The sequence below is a fragment of the Ruegeria sp. AM9 genome (assembly GCF_056540565.1).
In genome coordinates this window covers 741,227-757,950 of the sequence record NZ_JBQFWY010000001.1, presented here as the reverse complement: position 1 = coordinate 757,950, position 16,724 = coordinate 741,227, and the positions used below count along the sequence as shown (strand labels likewise).

14 protein-coding genes are annotated in these 16,724 nt (G+C 61.6%); 6 read left to right on the top strand and 8 right to left on the bottom strand.

Features of this window, described 5'->3' with window-relative positions; genetic code table 11:
- Window positions 1–3: 3 nt before the first annotated feature.
- On the bottom strand, window positions 4–3,405 hold the full coding sequence (gene putA / locus ACR0DO_RS03805; protein ID WP_480556800.1) for a bifunctional proline dehydrogenase/L-glutamate gamma-semialdehyde dehydrogenase PutA: 3,402 nt from the start codon (window positions 3,403–3,405) through the stop codon (window positions 4–6).
- Window positions 3,406–3,507: 102 nt separating this feature from the next.
- Here putA and ACR0DO_RS03800 point away from each other — a divergent pair, with 102 nt between their 5' ends.
- Window positions 3,508–3,996, top strand: coding sequence for an Lrp/AsnC family transcriptional regulator (locus ACR0DO_RS03800; protein ID WP_480556799.1), 489 nt, complete (start codon window positions 3,508–3,510; stop codon window positions 3,994–3,996).
- 30 nt (window positions 3,997–4,026) lie between these two features.
- Window positions 4,027–4,590 carry a tetratricopeptide repeat protein gene (locus ACR0DO_RS03795; RefSeq protein WP_480556798.1) on the top strand — a complete coding sequence of 188 codons (564 nt, stop codon included), beginning with the start codon at window positions 4,027–4,029 and terminating at the stop codon, window positions 4,588–4,590.
- A 43-nt stretch (window positions 4,591–4,633) separates the two neighbouring features.
- Here the strand turns inward: ACR0DO_RS03795 and ACR0DO_RS03790 are convergent, their stop codons facing one another.
- The 7 genes from ACR0DO_RS03790 to ACR0DO_RS03760 form a co-directional block, all read right to left on the bottom strand.
- A complete protein-coding gene (locus ACR0DO_RS03790; RefSeq protein WP_480556797.1) occupies window positions 4,634–6,523 on the bottom strand; it encodes a PhoX family protein in 1,890 nt (629 codons plus the stop codon).
- Between the two features lie 198 nt (window positions 6,524–6,721).
- Entirely contained in the window at window positions 6,722–7,714 is a 993-nt protein-coding gene (locus ACR0DO_RS03785) for an ABC transporter ATP-binding protein (RefSeq protein ID WP_480556796.1), read from the bottom strand.
- Window positions 7,711–8,745, bottom strand: coding sequence for a Gfo/Idh/MocA family protein (locus tag ACR0DO_RS03780; protein ID WP_480556795.1), 1,035 nt, complete (start codon window positions 8,743–8,745; stop codon window positions 7,711–7,713). The genes ACR0DO_RS03785 and ACR0DO_RS03780 overlap by 4 nt, the downstream gene beginning before the upstream one ends.
- On the bottom strand, window positions 8,742–9,581 hold the full coding sequence (locus ACR0DO_RS03775; RefSeq protein WP_480556794.1) for a carbohydrate ABC transporter permease: 840 nt from the start codon (window positions 9,579–9,581) through the stop codon (window positions 8,742–8,744). The genes ACR0DO_RS03780 and ACR0DO_RS03775 overlap by 4 nt, the downstream gene beginning before the upstream one ends.
- Before the next feature lie 10 nt (window positions 9,582–9,591).
- On the bottom strand, window positions 9,592–10,506 hold the full coding sequence (locus ACR0DO_RS03770) for a carbohydrate ABC transporter permease (RefSeq protein WP_480556793.1): 915 nt from the start codon (window positions 10,504–10,506) through the stop codon (window positions 9,592–9,594).
- Window positions 10,507–10,571: 65 nt separating this feature from the next.
- Window positions 10,572–11,825 (bottom strand): ABC transporter substrate-binding protein, encoded by a 1,254-nt coding sequence (locus ACR0DO_RS03765; RefSeq protein WP_480556792.1) that lies wholly within the window; start codon window positions 11,823–11,825, stop codon window positions 10,572–10,574.
- 26 nt (window positions 11,826–11,851) lie between these two features.
- The gene (locus ACR0DO_RS03760; RefSeq protein ID WP_480556791.1) at window positions 11,852–12,736 is read right to left on the bottom strand and encodes an N-acetylmuramic acid 6-phosphate etherase; all 885 of its coding nucleotides are present in this window, start codon (window positions 12,734–12,736) and stop codon (window positions 11,852–11,854) included.
- 170 nt (window positions 12,737–12,906) lie between these two features.
- On the opposite strand from ACR0DO_RS03760, the gene ACR0DO_RS03755 reads away from it, so the two are divergent.
- From ACR0DO_RS03755 to nagA, 4 genes are read left to right on the top strand one after another with little or no spacing between them, the layout of a single operon-like run.
- Complete coding sequence (locus ACR0DO_RS03755) at window positions 12,907–13,782, top strand: glucosamine kinase nucleotide-binding domain-containing protein (RefSeq protein ID WP_480556790.1); 876 nt, start codon at window positions 12,907–12,909, stop codon at window positions 13,780–13,782.
- Complete coding sequence (locus ACR0DO_RS03750; protein WP_170440953.1) at window positions 13,769–14,518, top strand: GntR family transcriptional regulator; 750 nt, start codon at window positions 13,769–13,771, stop codon at window positions 14,516–14,518. Before ACR0DO_RS03755 ends, ACR0DO_RS03750 begins: the two co-directional genes overlap by 14 nt.
- 19 nt (window positions 14,519–14,537) lie before the next feature.
- Entirely contained in the window at window positions 14,538–15,566 is a 1,029-nt protein-coding gene (locus tag ACR0DO_RS03745) for an SIS domain-containing protein (RefSeq protein WP_480556789.1), read from the top strand.
- Window positions 15,563–16,699, top strand: a complete 1,137-nt coding sequence (nagA, locus tag ACR0DO_RS03740) for an N-acetylglucosamine-6-phosphate deacetylase (RefSeq protein WP_480556788.1) — start codon at window positions 15,563–15,565, stop codon at window positions 16,697–16,699. The genes ACR0DO_RS03745 and nagA overlap by 4 nt, the downstream gene beginning before the upstream one ends.
- Window positions 16,700–16,724 lie beyond the last annotated feature (25 nt).

The window sequence follows — 16,724 nt, the reverse complement described above, 5'->3', positions numbered from 1 at the left end:
CGGTTACGCCGCACCTCCCAACAACGCCGCGTTGCCGCCCGCAGCGGTGGTGTCGACGCAGACGTGACGCTCGCCCAACACGCGCGCGCGGTCTGGCTGGCCGGGGATCAGCGGCAGAATCGGGCCATCGCGGCGGGCCAGGTGGCGTTCGATCTCGCGTGCGGTGTCATCGTTCCCCCACCAGAGCACGCCCGAGAATCCGGCAGCATTTTCCAGCCGGTGCAGGTCAACCATTCCGGTTGCGCGGATCGCCGTGCCACCTAGAGCTTTGACAGCCTCGGCCTGTGCTTGCGCCGCCTCCGCCCCCGGCCCCATGCACAGCAGGGGCGCACGAGGGGTTTCGCTCAGCCGGTTGGATTCTCCGGTCGGGCCGGGCAGGGATTGGGTGCGGGTGGCGGCGGGCCGGCCCTGCGGGGCGGGCAGGTCACCCATGGTGGTTTCCCATTCGGCCTTGCTGGTCTGACGATCCGGCGCGCAGAAACGTGCCATATAGTTCGACCCGCCCGCTTTGGGTCCGGTGCCCGACAAACCTTCGCCGCCAAAGGGCTGAGAGCCGACGATGGCTCCGATCTGGTTGCGGTTGACGTAGATGTTGCCCGCATGGATGGCCTCGGTGATGTGCTGCACGCGGTCGTCGATACGGGTGTGCAGGCCAAAGGTCAGCCCATAGCCGGTGGCGTTGATATCGGCGATGACCTGATCAATCTCGGATGCTTTGAAGCGGGCCACATGCAGCACGGGGCCAAAGACCTCGCGTTCCAGCGCCGCAATGCCTGGCAGTTCGATCAGGGTGGGGGCAATGAAGGTGCCCTCGGGCGGTGTGGCCAGTTCCTTCAGAACCCGCCCCTCGCTGCGCGCCTGCGCGACGTGATCCGCAATGCCCTGCCACGCGTCCTGATCAATCACCGGGCCGCAATCGGTGGTCAGCATCCATGGGTCCCCGACCTGCAACGCCTCCATCGCGCCGGTCAGCATGGTCAGCAGATCGTCGGCAATATCTTCCTGCACGTATAGGCAGCGCAGGGCAGAACACCGCTGCCCCGCCGACTGAAACGCGCTTTCGATAATGGATTGAACGGCCTGTTCGGGCAGAGCGGTGCTGTCCACGATCATCGCATTCAGCCCGCCGGTTTCCGCGATCAGGGGCGTGCCCGGCCGCAGGTTGTCTGCCATGGCTGCACGGATTTTCAACGCTGTCGCGGTCGAGCCGGTGAACGCCACCCCCGACACGCGCGGGTCCGAGGTCAGCGCGGCCCCAACGGATGGACCGCCCGGTAGCAATTGCAGCACGTCGCGGGGTACGCCAGCCTCGTGCAGCAATTGCACGGCCCGATGCGCGATCAGAGGGGTCTGTGGCGCGGGCTTGGCCAGAACGGCGTTGCCGGTGGCCAGGGCCGCGGAAATCTGGCCGGTGAAGATTGCCAGCGGAAAGTTCCACGGGCTGATGCAGGTGAATGTCCCCGCAGGTTCCGCCTGCGGGATGTTGGCCGCATAGTAGCGCAGGAAATCCACCGCCTCGCGCAGCTCGGCCACTGCGTCGGGTATGGACTTGCCAGCCTCGCGGGCCAACAGGGCGAACAGTTCGCCAAAATGCACTTCATACAAATCAGCGGCGGCGTTCAGGATGCGTGCCCGATCTTCAGCGTTTGCCTGCCACGGGCAGGCCGAGGCCAAGGCCAGTTCCACATCCCGCGCGCTTGCTGGGGCAACCAAACCGGGCCGGTCTTGTGGTTGGGCGGGGTTGATGACGGGCTGATCCTCATCCGGCTGTGCCTCTTCGGACAACAGCGGTTGCGCATACCAGTGATGGGCGCGGAATGCGTCCCGGGCCGCGTCGATCTGGTCGAGCGTCGGCGTGTGCTGCAGATCGAATCCTTTCGAATTCGGACGCTCCGGCTGAAACAGCTCGGGGCCGGTTGGCAGAGGGGATTTCGGCTCGTGAATGGTGGCGAAGGGGTCAGCGGCCACCTCTTCCGGTGGCACGGCTTCATCCACGATCTGGTTCACGAACGAGGAGTTCGCGCCGTTTTCCAGCAGGCGCCGTACGAGATAGGCCAGAAGGTCCCGGTGTGCGCCCACCGGTGCGTAAATCCGGCAGCGCGTCTTGCTTTGATCCTTGACGATCTGGTGCAGGGTTTCGCCCATGCCGTGCAGGCGTTGGAATTCGAACGGCTGATCCTCGGCCATATGCAGGATCGCACTGACCGTATGGGCGTTGTGGGTGGCGAATTGCGGGTAAATCCGGTCGGTCATGCCGAGCAGTTTGCGGGCATTGGCGATGTACGAAATATCGGTTGCCGCCTTGCGGGTGAACACGGGAAAGCCATCGACGCCCTCGACCTGCGCGCGCTTGATTTCGGTATCCCAATAGGCCCCCTTGACCAGCCGCACCATCAGCTTCCGATCGTGGCGTTCGGCCATCTCATAGAGCGTATCCAGCACGATCCCGGCGCGCGGGCCGTAAGCCTGCACCACGATCCCGAACCCGTCCCACCCGGCCAGAGCGGGCTCGGCCATCACTTCTTCGATCACCTGCAGGGACAGCGACAGACGGTCGGCTTCTTCGGCGTCCACGTTCAGCCCCATTCCGGCGGCCTTGGCCAGCAGGCACAGGGCGCGCAAGCGGGGCGTAAGTTCCTCCATCACCCGCTGTTCCTGCGCGATTTCATAGCGCGGATGAAGCGCCGACAATTTCACGGAAATTCCGGGATTCGCGCGGATGTCGTCATGAGGGCAGGCGTCCGCAATGGCTGCAATGGCGCGGGAATAGGACAGGTGATAGCGCGCGGCATCGGCTTCGGTTCGGGCGGCCTCACCCAGCATATCGTAGGAATAGGTGTAGCCCTTGTCCTCCATCCCGCGGGCGCGGTCCATGGCGGATTGGATGGTTTCGCCCAGAACGAATTGCCGCCCCATCTCTTTCATAGCGCGGCCCACGGCGGTGCGGATCACCGGTTCACCCAGACGTTTGATCGCGCCACGCAGGGCGCTGACCGGAGAGGTTTTGCCCTCGTCCAGAACCTTGCCCGTCAGCATCAGCGCCCAGGTCGACGCATTGACCAGCGACGAGGACGACTGGCCCAGATGTTTGCCCCAATCGGACGGTGCGATCTTGTCCTCGATCAGTGCGTCGATGGTTTCGGCGTCGGGCACCCGCAACAGCGCCTCGGCCAGACACATCAGCGCGACGCCTTCGTCGGTGGACAGGCCGTATTCGGCAAGGAAGACTTCCATCATGCCGGGCGAGGTGCTGGACCGGATGTCGCGCACCAACTGGGCCGCAGCGGCACAGATCGCGGCGCGGTCGGGTTCGCTCAGCTTTGCCTGTGCGATCAGGGTATCCAGTATTTCGGACTGATCGGCATAGGTCTGGCCGTCAATATGGGTGCGCAGGCTGTGTGTCATGTATCCTCCGGGCTTTTGGAGAGTATAACGTCGATTTTTCGGGACAATCGCCTTAATTTGTGATTTCAGAGGGCAAATGATCTGAATTCCAGAGGAGTTGCGATGCAAACGAACCGCCTTGATCTGGACCGGTTTGACCGGTCGATCCTGACGATTCTGGCCGAGGACGGGCGTATCTCGGTCGCTGATCTGGCGCGGCGCATCGGGCTGTCAAAGTCCCCGACGCAAGCCCGTGTGAAAAGGCTTGAGGCCGAAGGGATCATCACCGGATACCGCGCCCTGCTGGATCCGATCCGCCTTGGGCTGGATCATGTCGCCTTTGTCGAGGTGCGTCTGACCGACACCCGTGAGAAGGCCCTGGCCGAGTTCAACGCGGCAGTCCGCAAGGTGGCCGAGATCGAACAAGCCCATATGATCGCGTCGAATTTCGACTATCTGCTGAAAATCCGTACGGGCTCGATGTCGGAATACCGCGCGGTTCTGGCCGAGAAAATCTCGTCCCTGCCGCATGTGGCGAATACCTCGACCTTCGTTGCGATGGAGGCGGTGAAAGAGACCGGCGTTTCCGGGGCCATCGAAGGGATGGGTTGACGAACGGTCCGGTGGCCTCACCATTGGATCATGAACCAGATCTCTGTTGCTTGCCTCGTACTATTCACGTCCACGGCCGTTCAGGCGGCGGACTGCCCCGTTGCGCCGGATCACAGCGCCGATGTCAGCGGGGTGATTGCGCAAATCCAGCAGGCCGAGACCGAACAGGCCGCCCGTGCCTTGTCAGGCCAGTTGTGGGAGTTCTGGACAGACGCGCCGGACCAAAGCGCGCAAGCCACGCTGGATCGGGGAATGGCGCGTCTCAGGGCCTCGGATTTGTTGGGTGCGATTGAGGAGTTTGACAAGTTGATCGCTTACTGCCCGTCTTACGCCGAAGGGTACAACCAGCGCGCCTTTGCGTTTTATCTTGGGCAGGATTTCGAAGCCGCCTTGCCCGATCTGGACAGGGCGATAGAGCTGTCGCCAAACCATGTGGCCGCGATCAGCGGGCGCGCATTGACGTTGTTGGGATTGCAAAGATTGGATGAGGCGCGGGAGGCTTTAAACCACGCGCTGGACCTGAACCCTTGGCTTTCGGAACGCCATCTATTGGCTCCGGGAGGGCCACTGGAGCCGCCGGGTCAGGATATCTGACGGAAAGCGCCCCCCGCACCGGCAAGACCGGGGGGCTTATGACTTAACCAATCAGCCCGTTGTCGGCGCGCTTGATCGTAATCACCGAAGACCGTGGCGTTCCGCCATCAGGCCAGTTTCTGCCCGGATGCTGAATGCCGACAAACATGGTGCGCAGGTCGCTGGACCAGGCCAGACCGGTGACCTCACAGCCGTTTGGGCCGGTCATGAAGCGTGCTATTTCACCAGTAGCCGGGTCACCAACCAACATCTGGTTGTTGCCGTGACCTGCGAAATCTTCCTCGTTGTTGTCATTGCCGTCGGTTTGGATCCAGATCAGACCGGTCGAGTCGATGACCATGCCGTCGGGCGAGTTGAACAGGTTACCCGCGTTCACATTCGGCGAACCTGCATAAGCGTCCGTATGCACGGTCGGGTTCCCGGCCATGACATACAAATCCCAGTCGAAGGCTTCGGCTGCGTGATCGTCATTGGCCGGACGCCAGCGCACGATCTGGCCGTATTTGTTGGCCTCGCGCGGGTTTGGTCCGTTGACCGAAGTATCGTCACCACCGGCATTCGGCTTGACGCCGCGGTTCTTGTTGTTGGTCAGGCAGCAATAGGCCTCGACCGCGACCGGGCTGGAGGCAACCCATTCCGGACGATCCATGGTGGTGCCGCCCGCCTTGGACGCCGCCATACGGGTGAAGATGCAGATTTCGGCCTTGTCCATGCCGGTGGTTTCCGGCGTCAGCGGCAGCCATTCACCGGTTGTGTCCTCGTTGAACTTGGCCACAAAAAGCGTGCCGTCATTCAACAGGCTCTCGGTCTCGCCGCCCGGCTGATAGGTGCCGTCCGAAACGAACTTGTACAGGTACTCGCCCCGCTCATCATCGCCCATATAGACGACCACGCGACCATCGGCGGCCAGCGCCACCTCGGCGTTTTCGTGCTTGAAGCGGCCCAGGCCGGTGTGCTTGACCGGTGTGCTGTCGGGCTTGGTCGGGTCGATTTCCACAATCCAACCGGCGCGGTGCGGCTCGTTCGGGTTTTTCGAGGTGTCGAACCGCGGGTCGAAGAATTCGTATCCGTTCCAGCTTGCGGTCGAGATGCCATACCGGGCCATGCCATCCGCGACCTTCTGGTCATAGGTCGCGTTTTCGTCGGACGAGCCGAAATAACCGTTAAAGTTTTCCTCGCAGGTCAGGTAAGTGCCCCACGGCGTCTTGCCCGCACCACAGTTGTTCATGGTCCCCAGCGAGGCGGTGCCGGTCGGGTCGGCCCCGGTCTTCAGGAGGTCATGACCGGCTGCGGGGCCGACGATCTTCATGGGCGTATTGTGGTGGATGCGGCGGTTGAAGGGGCTGTCTTTGACAACTGACCAGCCGTCCGGACCTTCGGTGATTTCCATCACGGTGACGCCCTGCAGGTTCTGCATCTTCAGAACGTCGCCGGCATTGACCGGAACGCCGTTCTGCGCGGCGGGCAGGTTGATATTTCGGTTCGGGAATTCGTGGTTGATCGCGATCAGCTCGTGACCCTGGAACGAAAAGATCTCCATCCCGTCGGTGTTTTCACCAAACACGCGGTCAGATTTCTCGACCGCTCCACCGTCGGTCAGATCATAACCGTCCGCGTCGGAAAACAGCGGGTCGCCCCAGCGCATCAGCATTTTCCATTCATACCCTTCCGGTACGTGCACGGTGCCATCGGTCTGCGCGGCTATCGGAGTGAACACAAAGCGCGAGGTGGTTTGTGCCTGCGCCGAAGTGGACCCCATCAGGCCCGCGCCCATGGCCGCAGCGCCCGAACCAAAAGCCAGCACACCGCCCATGAAACCACGCCGTGAAATGGCGCGTTCGACAATGCGGTCAAAATCGTTTTCCTCGGGGCGGGGGAAGTGCAACTCGTCCCAGTCGTCGGCGGACAGAGTGGTAGGGTCAGCGTTTTTCATGAATAGCTCCTGGCCGTCTGAAAAAGTGGGTGAAACGCATTTAGAGCTTCATTGTGACAGGGTGCTAACAACGAAGATAAGCCCGATTTCCGAAATTTCACGGTTTTGGACGAGGTGAAAGGCCCCACGGTCAGAAAGTAGGGAAATCCGTACAGCGATTCAAAGTGACGCGGGCAAAAACCCGGACGCCCGCGACCTTTAACGCAAACGCCGACCCGCCGGGTCGAACCGATAGGCCTTGTCAGTGGCATAGGCAAAGCGCAGCTCCTGCCCCTCGGAAATCGCGTGCTGGCCGAACAGCCGTGCCGTTACCGCGTGGTCGTGTATTTTTGCGATGACATTGGTATCTCCGCCCAGTTTTTCCACGTGACTGACCCGTGCGGCCAGTGGGCCGTCATCGGACAGGAACAGGTCTTCGGGGCGGATGCCGATCGTGTTCTGACCATCCCCCAGCAATTTTTCGGGCAGGAAATTCATCGACGGCGATCCAAGGAAGCCCGCAACGAACTGGTTGACGGGGTTGTTATACAACTCCATCGGGGTGCCGGTCTGCTCCACCCGCCCGTCGCGCAGAACCACGATCTTGTCGGCCAGCGTCATCGCCTCGGTCTGGTCATGGGTGACATAGATCATTGAGGCATCCAGCGCGCGGTGCAGGTTGGCGATTTCGATCCGCGTGTTCATCCGCAAGGCGGCGTCGAGGTTCGAGAGAGGCTCGTCAAACAGGAACAGTTTCGGCTCGCGCACGATGGCCCGACCGATGGCAACGCGCTGGCGCTGGCCGCCGGACAGCTCGGAGGGGTAGCGGTCCAGATAGTCCTCAAGGTTTAACATCCGGCTGGCGGTGGCAACCCGCTCCTCGATCACCGCCTTGGGTTGCTTTTCCTGTTTCAGTGCAAGCGTCATGTTCCCGCGCACGTTCAAGTGGGGGTAAAGCGCGTAGCTTTGAAACACCATCGCGATCCCGCGTTTCGACGGCGGCACCAGATTGACCTGTTGGCCGTCGATATTGATCTCGCCCGAGGACGCATCCTCCAACCCCGCAATCACGCGCAGCAGGGTGGACTTGCCACAGCCCGAGGGGCCGACGAAGACGACGAACTCACCTTCTTCAACTTCAAGCGTGATGTCTTTCAGGACATGCACATCGCCAAAGGACTTGTTCACATTGGTCAGGGTCAGAGCGGTCATGATGCGGGTTCCTGCAGGGAAACGGGCTGGCCGGAGCGGATGCTTTCATCGGCGGCCAGACAAATGGCAAGGGATTGAACAGCGTCATTCATATGACGCGTCAGGTCGATATCGTCCACGATGGCGCGCAGCATATAGGCTTGTTCGGCGTCACACAGTTCCTGATGGCCGGGCTCATCGGGCATCTCGACCGTGCGGTCGCCGTCGGGGGTGTGAATCAGCAGCCCGCCGACCTTTGTGTGGCCGTCGATATCCGCTGACGCGCCCTTGTTGCCGTCAGTGATCGAGACCGATCCGTTGGGCGAGACGATGTCTTTCACGAAAAACGCGGTTTCGGACATCATCGGGCCCCATCCGGCCTCGTACCAGCCGACCGAGCCATCGTCGAAGATCACCTGAAACTGGCCGTAATTATACATGTCCTCGGCGATCTCATCGGACAGGCGCAGGCCCATGCCGTGCACGCGGACTGGCTGCGCATCGGTGATCTGACACATCACATCCACATAATGCACGCCGCAATCGACGATGGGCGAAGTCGTCTGCATCAGCGCCTTATGCGTCTCCCACTCCGCCCCCGAGGATTGCTGGTTCAGGTTCAGGCGGAACACATAAGGCCCGCCCAGATCGCGCGCTTCGGCGATCAGGCGCACCCATGAAGGATGGTGACGCAGGATATAGCCTACGACCAGTTTGCGGTTCAGCCTTGAGGCGGTTTCAACCACCCGCCGCGCATCGGCCACGTTGGTGGCCAGCGGTTTTTCCACGAAAACATGCGCGCCGGCCTCCATCGCGGCGCAGGCATAGTCGGCGTGGCTGTCGGAATAGGTGGCGATGACCACCAGATCGGGATTGGTCTCCGCCAGTGCGGTGTGAAAATCCGAATAGGCAGGGTATTGGCCCAGTTCGGGGTGATCCACGCGGCCGGACCGATTCACCAGCCCCACGATCTGCGCGTCGGGGTGGTGGTGATGGGCCAGCGCGTGGCTGAGCCCCATATTGCCAAGGCCAGCGATCAGAACACGGGTCATTTGACAGCTCCGGATGTGATACCGCGGATCAGCTGGCGCGAGAATATGACATAGAGCACCAGCACCGGCAGGATCGCCATCGACAGCGCCGACAGAACAGCGTTCCAGTCGGTGACGAATTGACCGATAAAGACCTGACTGCCCAGTGTCAGCGTTTTGGTTTCTTCGGCGGGCGCAAGGATCAGCGGGAACCAGAGGTCATTCCAGATCGGGATCATGTTGAACACGGCCACGGTCGCCATCGCGGGCCGGACCAGAGGCAGCACCAGCCGGAAAAAGATCGTGTATTCCGACAGCCCGTCGATGCGGCCTGCGTTCTTCAGATCGTCACTGACCTGCCGCATAAACTCGGACAGGATAAACACCGCCAGCGGCAGCCCCTGCGCCGTATAAACAAGGATCAATGCCCAGAGCGTGTTCACCAACCCGGTGGCCACCATCATCTCAAGGATCGCTACGGTGCCGATGCGGATCGGGATCATAATCCCCAGCGCCAGATACAGACCCATCAGCAGGTTGCCTTTGAACTGGTACTCCGACAGCGCATAGGCCGCCATGGCCCCGAACAGCAGGATAAAGAACAGCGACGCCACGGTGACGATCATCGAGTTCTGGAAGTAGAGGAAGAAATCCCCCTGCTTCATCACCGTCTCGTAGCCAATCATGGAGAAACTGTCGGCATTTGGCAGGGCCAGTGGCTCGCGAAAGATCGCCCTGCGGGATTTGAAACTGTTGATCAGGATCACAAAGACCGGGAACAGGGCGATCAGCGTGTAAAGGATCAGCGCCCCGTGCATCGCGGCGGTATTCAGCGGGTTTCGGCGTGCCTTGTTCATCGCTGGCCCCTCACAGTTGATACCGGCGCATCCGGGTCTGGATGCCGAACAGGTAAATACAGACGCCCACAAGGATAATCGCGAACATGGCCCCGGCGATGGCCGATCCCATATGCGGGTCGCCCAGTTGCAGCTGGAAGCCAAAGAACGTGCGGTACATGAAGGTGCCCAGAATATCGGTTGAGAAATCCGGCCCCGCCAGCGCGCCTTGCGCGGCATAGATCAGGTCGAAGGCGTTGAAGTTGCCCACGAAGGTCAGGATCGAGATGATGCCGATCGAGGGCAGGATCAGCGGCAGCTTGATCTTCCAGAAGGCCGAGGCCCCAGTGATGCCGTCAATCTCTCCGGCCTCAAGGATTTCCTCGGGGATGGTCAGCAGGGCGGCATAGATCAGCATCATCGGGATGCCCACGAACTGCCAGACCGAAATCAGCGCCAGCGTGGTGAGCGCGTATTCCTCTTTCCCCAGCCACGGTGCGAACAGGGATTTCAATCCGATGGCGTCCAGCATCGAAGGCGCGATGCCCCATATCGGCGACAGGATCAGCTTCCACGCGAAACCCACGATCACAAAGCTTAGGATCGTTGGAATGAAAATCGCCGAGCGATACAGCGCAGCGAAGCGAAGGCGCGGATGGCTCAGTAGCGCGGCCAAGGCAATGCCGATGGGGTTCTGCACCAGCATGTGAATCAGGAAGAACCAGAAGTTGTTGCCCAGGGCGTTCCAGAACTGCTCGGACCAGATGGGGTCGAAAAACAGGGTTCGAAAGTTCTGCAACCCGACGAACACGCGGCTTTGATCCACCTCGGAATACAGTGCCAGACGCAGTGTATTGAACAGCGGAAAGATCATCACTGCCGTATAAACCAGCACGGCCGGGGCCAGAAACACGACGATATGCCAGCGGAAGCGGAGGCGGTTCATTGGACTGCTTTCAAAGGGGTGTCGGGTGTACCCGGGCGGGCATCTCCGCCCGGGTAGGGATCAGGTTACTGGTGCGGAGCGTACCAGCTGGACAGACCTTCCTGCAGGCGCTGACCGGCGTCGGCAGGGCTCTCGGCGCCCCGAACCACATTGGCCGAAGCGTTCCACGTCTCAAGTTCCAGATTGGGCTCGCCGCGCGACAGGATTTGGTAGGTCGAGCGGATGGTCGATTCACAATCGTCCCGCCAACCTACAAATTCCTTCGCCAGCGGGTCCTGCAATTCGACCGGCGCATTTGACAGCGGGAAGAAGCCGGGCAGAGCATTGCCGAAAATTTCGGCAAATTCAGGGCTTGCGACCCATGAGAGGAATGTGGCTGCGGCGTCTGGGTGAGCTGTTGCGGCGTTCATGCCGATTCCTATATCGGTGTGGTCCGAGATATAGCAGGTGTCACCCGCGTTGCGGACCGGAGGCTTGAAAGCGCCCATTTCAAAGTCGGCCAAGTTGTTAAATCCTGAGATCTCCCAACTGCCCGCAGGGTAGATGGCCGCACGGCCAAGGGTGAACAGGTTCTGACTGTCAGGATAGGTCTGCGCCTCGAAACCATCGCCCAAATAGTCTTTCCACCTGCCCAGCGTCTCATAGGGTTCAACCCATTGAGGGTCGGTCAATTTTTGCGAGCCCTCGATCAGCGCAAGACGACCTTCTTCGCCTTTCCAGTAGTTCGGGCCGATATTGTTATATCCCATGGTAGCCGCTTCCCACTGATCGGTGGTGCCCATCGCCATGGGAATGTAAGTTCCGTCTTCCTTGAACGCATCGAGCGCGGCAAAGAATTCGTCCTCGGTCGTTGGGACGGCAACTCCCAGCTCATCGAAGGCGTCTTTGTTGTAGATGAACCCGTGGATCACCGACGCCATCGGAACGCAGAACGTAGCGGATCCATCATCCGTCTGCCAGGCCGATTTGGCGACGTCCGAGAAGTTCGACATGGCCCCCAGGCCGGACAAGTCGGACAAATGCCCGGCGTCATAGAGCCCAAGTGAGCGATCAAAGGGCCGGCATGTGATGATGTCCCCTGCCGAGCCAGCTTCGAGCTTGGCGTTCAGTGCCGCGTCGTATTCTGTTGGAGCAAACGGAGAGAACACCAGTTTGATGCCGGGGTGCTTTGCCTCGAAAGCGGGGATGATCTGGTCCTGCCACAGGGTCAGGTCATCATTGCGCCAGCTTTCGATGGTCAGCGTCACGTCCTCGGCAAGGGCGCTTGTGGCCATCAGGGTCGTACCCAGCAAGGCCAGCTTCAGGCTTTTGTGTGTCATTGTTTTCTCCCGTTTGTTTGTCGTTGTCAGTTTTGCGCCAGTGCGGCGGTCAGAATCCCCTTGCAGGCCTGCAACCGCGTGTGGGCCTGCGTCAGAGCCAGGCCCTGCGCGGCGATCAGGATGGCGGGTTTTACCTCGCCGTTTGCTGCATCCAGCGCCTGCTGTGCAGTAATGGCATCCACATCCGCGATCCGGGCGACGATCCCCGTTGCACGCGCCCGCAGCTTGTCGTTATCGGCGTGCAGATTGACCATCATCCCGGCGTGCACATGGCCTAACTCGACCGCCATCAGCGACGAAAGCATGTTCAGCGCGATCTTCTGAGCCGTTCCCGCACCCATGCGGGTCGAGCCCGAGATCAGCTCGGGCGGTGTGGCCAGAAGGATCGGAATGTTTGCATCCTGCAACAGTGGACTACCTGCGTTGTTGGCGATGCCGATCACCGTGGCGTTGCGCACGCGGGCGACCTTCACGGCTGCCACCGTGTAAGGCGTGGAGCCGCTGGCCGACACCGCGATCACCGTGTCGCGAGCGGTCACTTCTCCCATCGCCTTCTCCAGACCGTCTGTGGCGTCTTCGGCTCCGCCCGGCATCTGGACGCCGGTCGGCAAGCCTCCGGCCATGTGAATGCGCAGGCGGGCAGGGGGGATTGAGAATGTACCGCCCAACTCTTGCGCGTCGGCCGCAGCCATCAGGCCTGACGATCCGGCGGCCACGAAATGCAGCACCCCGTCGGCGCGGATCGTTGCCGCCATGGCCTCGGCGCCGCGGGCGATGTTGTCCAGTGCGCCCCGGACGGCGGTGGCCGCCGCGATCTGCCCCTCGGCCAGTGCGCGTGCGGCACTGACCAGGTTGCCTTGGGTCAGCTGTAAGGCGTCAGGGTGCAATTGTTCGGTCGGCGGCAGCGTCAAGAGAATCCCCTCGTGTGTTCGCTATACGATACCTATCTAATACCACCTGTCCATATTTTTCTTTTGTCGTGAGGAAAATTGGGTGCTTTCAACAAAAACAGGGCGTGAATTCAAGATTGCTGCGGAATTTAGGCTTTTCCAATTTCAAAAGGTATTATAATGGTATTGTCATGACCGAGTCTCGAAATAGCGCCGTGTTGGCGGTGGATGGTGGCGGAACGCGTTGTCGTGTGGCCTGTGAGGTCAATGGCGTGATGCATTGCGTTGAAACGGGTTCCGCCAATGTTTCGACCAATTTTGACGCGGCGCTGGCCCAGATTCGGGCTGGGCTTGAAGCCTTGTCCCGGCGGGCCTGCGTGGAGGTCGCGGACCTGCGCGACTGGCCTGCATTCATCGGTCTTGCGGGCGTTACCGATGCCGTGATTGCGGGGCGCTTGCGCGATGCGCTGGGTTTGACCTGCGCGCGAATCGAGGATGACCGCCCCGCCGCCGTGCGTGGTGCGTTGGGCGCGCAGGATGGGTTGATCGTGCATTGCGGCACCGGGTCCTTTCTTGCGGTTCAGTTGGAAGGTGCGATGCGGTTTGCCGGGGGCTGGGGCGCGGTTCTGGGGGATGAGGCCTCGGCCCAGTGGGTCGGGCGCCGGGCCTTGTCTGAGGCACTGTGCGCGTTTGACGGTACACAGGTTCAGACCGGCTTGACGCAAAAGCTGCTGGCCGATCTGAACGGTCCGGCGGGTATCGTGGCTTTCGCCGGGGCTGCGACGCCCGCGCAGTTTGGCGCGCTTGCACCTGCGGTGACGTCTGCCGCGCAGGCGGGCGACTCTGTTGCCGCGCAAATCCTGCGGGCCGGGGCGGGCTACATCGCTGAAACCGCAAAGCGGCTGGGCTGGCAATCGGGCAGGGCAATCTGCCTGACTGGCGGGATCGCAGGGCAGTATGCGGCCTACCTGCCGAAAGCGATGCAATCCGCCATTCGCGCCCCGCAAGGCGAGCCCCTGGCCGGCGCATTGGCCATGGCGAAGGAGATACGCCATGAGCATCTCTGACTTTCTGCGCGCCGACCGTTGGCTGAGCCCCGAAAAAGGGCCGCGCTATGTCCAATTGCGGCGCAGGCTGCAAGAGGGGATCGATACTGGCGTGCTGGCCCCGAACGCGTCACTGCCCTCGGAACGGGAACTGGTCGAGATCACCGATCTGTCGCGGGTCACCGTGCGCAAGGCGATTCAGGAACTGGTTCAGGAGGGCGTGATCGAACAGCGGCAGGGATCGGGTTCGTTCATTCGCGAACGTGTGCCGCGGGTTGAGCAATCGCTGACGCATCTGACATCCTTCACCGAGGACATGTCCAGCCGGGGAATGCGGACGACCTCGAAATGGCTGGAGCGCGGCGTTTTTGCGCCAACCCCGGAAGAGGTCGAGGCGCTGAGCCTGAAAGACGGAGAACAGATTTCCCGCATCTACCGCCTGCGCGAGGCGGATGGTCGCCCGCTGGCGCTGGAACGCGCCGCATTGCCGCTGGATATCCTGCCGAACCCGATCGAGGTGACGACCTCACTCTATGAAGTGCTGGACAGTCTGGGCCGGCGGCCGGTGCGTGCGGTGCAGAAAATCTCGGCGCTCAATCTGGCGGCGCGTGAGGCCGAGTTGCTGGACGTGCCCGAAGGGGCTGCCGGGTTGAATATCGAACGCATTTCATTCCTCAAGAATGGTCGGGTCGCGGAATTGACCCGGTCGCTTTATCGCGGTGACGCCTATGACTTTGTCGCCGAGTTGCGGTTATAGTTGGAAAGGCCGGAAAAACATGTCTGAACACAGCTCGAAAATGCGTCAGGAGATTCTGGAAATCCCCGATGCGGTTGACCGGCTGCTGAGCCAGGGCGCGACCAACATCAAGGGCGCGGCTGCGTTGGTCAGAGACGCCGATCCCCGGTTCCTGATCACGGTGGCGCGGGGGTCGTCCGATCATGCCTGCCTGTATCTGAAATACGCCGCCGAATTGCTGCTGAACCTGCCTGCGGCGTCGGTCGGGCCGTCGGTCAGTTCGATCTATGGTGTGGATCTGCGGGCCAGGGGGGCGTTGTGCGTGTCGGTGTCGCAGTCCGGTCAAAGCCCGGATATCGTCGGAATGACACGGTCGCTGAAATCCGGGGGTGGGGTGACTGTGGCCATCACCAATGACGAAAGCTCGCGATTGGCCGGGGTCACGGATGCGGTGCTGCCCCTTCACGCCGGGCCGGAACTGAGTGTGGCAGCGACCAAGACCTTTGTCACTTCGCTTGTAACCGGGTTGTGGCTGCTGGCAGAGATCAAGGGCGACAGCGAGTTGTCCGGCGCGATCCGATCCCTGCCGGGCCATTTGGCGCAGGCCGCGCAGTGCGACTGGTCGGCAGTGGCCGAGGCGATCACCGGACGGTCGCTGTTCACGCTGGGCCGCGGCCCGTCCTTTGCCATGTCCAATGAGGCCGCGCTGAAGATCAAGGAAACCTGTCAGATCCACGCCGAAAGCTATTCGGCGGCCGAGGTTCTGCATGGGCCGGTCTCGATTGTGGAAGAGGGCTTCCCCACCATCGTCTTCGCCGCAGCGGACGCGGCGGAAAAGACAACAGCCGAAGCCGCCGATGCTCTGGCCGTCAAAGGGGCTGCGGTGTTCGCGGCGACCGATAGGGTAACCCGCGCACAGAGCCTGCCGGTGACAAGAACCGATCACTGGCTGACCGACCCTATTGCCACCATCACCTCATTCTACAGTATGGTCGAAGCTCTGGCCTGTGCCCGCGGAATCGACCCGGACGCACCGCGCCATCTGAGAAAGGTGACAGAGACGGTATGACCGCAGGTTCAGTGACATTTCGCAACGGGGCGCTGTTCGATGGCGGGCGCCTGCATTTCGGTCAGGCGGTGGTTTTTCATGATGGCGCGCTGGCGGCGCTTGAGTCTGAAGAGCAGGCGAAAAACCAAGGTCAGGTCATCGACCTGAACGGAGATATCCTGTGCCCCGGATATGTTGATCTGCAGGTCAATGGCGGCGATGGGGTGATGTTCAACGATGACCCGTCGGTTGAAACGATCCGACGAATTGCCGATGCGCATCGCCGTTTGGGCGTGGCATCTTTGCTGCCGACCCTGATCACCGACACGCCCGAGAAAACGCAGGCCGCCATCGAGGCCACAATACAGGCCGTACGCGCCGGTGTTCCGGGCGTGGCCGGGCTGCATCTAGAGGGGCCGCACCTGTCCGTTGCACGCAAGGGGGCCCATGACGCGGCGTTGGTCCGCCCGATGGAGGAGGCTGATCTGACGGCTCTGATCGCGGCGGCGAGTGAATTGCCGTGCCTAAAGGTGACCCTCGCGCCCGAATCTGTTTCCGAGCAACAAGTGAAGGCTTTGTTCGAGGCTGGTATTCTGGTGTCACTGGGCCATACCAATGCGGATTTTGCGACGTGCCAGCGCTATGCCGCCGCGGGTGCGCGCTGTGTGACGCACTTGTTCAACGCCATGAGCCAGTTGGGCAGCCGCGAGCCGGGTCTGGTTGGGGCGGCGTTGGCCAATGGTGGTTTGTCAGCGGGGCTGATCGCCGATGGTATCCATGTTCACCCCGAGGTGATGCGCGCCGCATGGGCCGCCAAAACCGCGCCCGGTCAGGTCTTTCTGGTTAGCGATGCCATGGCCGTCGCAGGAACCGACCAGACTGCGTTCGAGTTGGAGGGCCGCCGGATCGCGCGCACCGACGGGCGTCTGACGCTTGCGGATGGAACCCTGGCCGGGGCTGATCTGGACCTGACCACGGCCATCCACAATCTGGTCACTCAGGTCGGTGTGCCGTTGCACGAGGCGCTGGCAGCCGCGACAACCTATCCGGCGTCCTTGATCGGCCAAACAACCGCGCAGCCTTTGCAATATGCGTCGACGATCCGGATTTCGTCCGGTCTCGACTCATGTAATTGGCTTCCCGCGCAAGGCTAGCGGAGCGGTCACTTGTGGTCGTCGG